Here is a 516-nt window from a genome sequence, read left to right on the forward strand (position 1 = left end):
TGGAGAGCCCGGTGCGGCGAGAGTCGCACGCCGGGTTCGGCGGGCGGCCCGGGGAAACGGAGCGGCAGCAATGCCGCCACCGCGCCTCGGGCCGACCCAACTGGCGGCACACCCGCAAGGGTGATAAGTACGTCACCGTCATCATCGACCTGACCCCGCTCCGCGACGGTCGTGGCCCGGCCCGGCTGCTGGACATGGTCGAAGGCCGCTCCAAGGCGGCGTTCAAGACCTGGCTCGCCGAACGTCCCCAGGCCTGGCGGGATGCCGTCGAGGCGGTCGCGATGGACGGGTTCACCGGGTTCAAGACCGCGGCGGCCGAGGAGCTGCCCGACGCGGTCGCGGTCATGGATCCCTTCCACGTCGTCCGCCTGCGAGGGGACGCTCTGGACCGCTGCCGGCGCCGGGTCCAGCTCGAGCTCCACGGCCACCGCGGGCTCACGGGCGACCCGCGGTACCGGGCCAGGCGGACCCTGCACACCGGCGCCGACCTGCTCACCGACCGGCAACGCGAACGCC

At 73.6% G+C, this 516-nt stretch carries 1 protein-coding gene; it reads left to right on the plus strand.

Annotated elements, in window-relative coordinates:
• Positions 1-516, plus strand: a 516-nt coding sequence (locus ABD209_RS15495; protein ID WP_344067813.1) for a transposase, incomplete at both ends; no start/stop codon positions are given.

The organism is Nostocoides vanveenii (assembly GCF_039531165.1).
Classification (GTDB): domain Bacteria; phylum Actinomycetota; class Actinomycetes; order Actinomycetales; family Dermatophilaceae; genus Nostocoides_A; species Nostocoides_A vanveenii.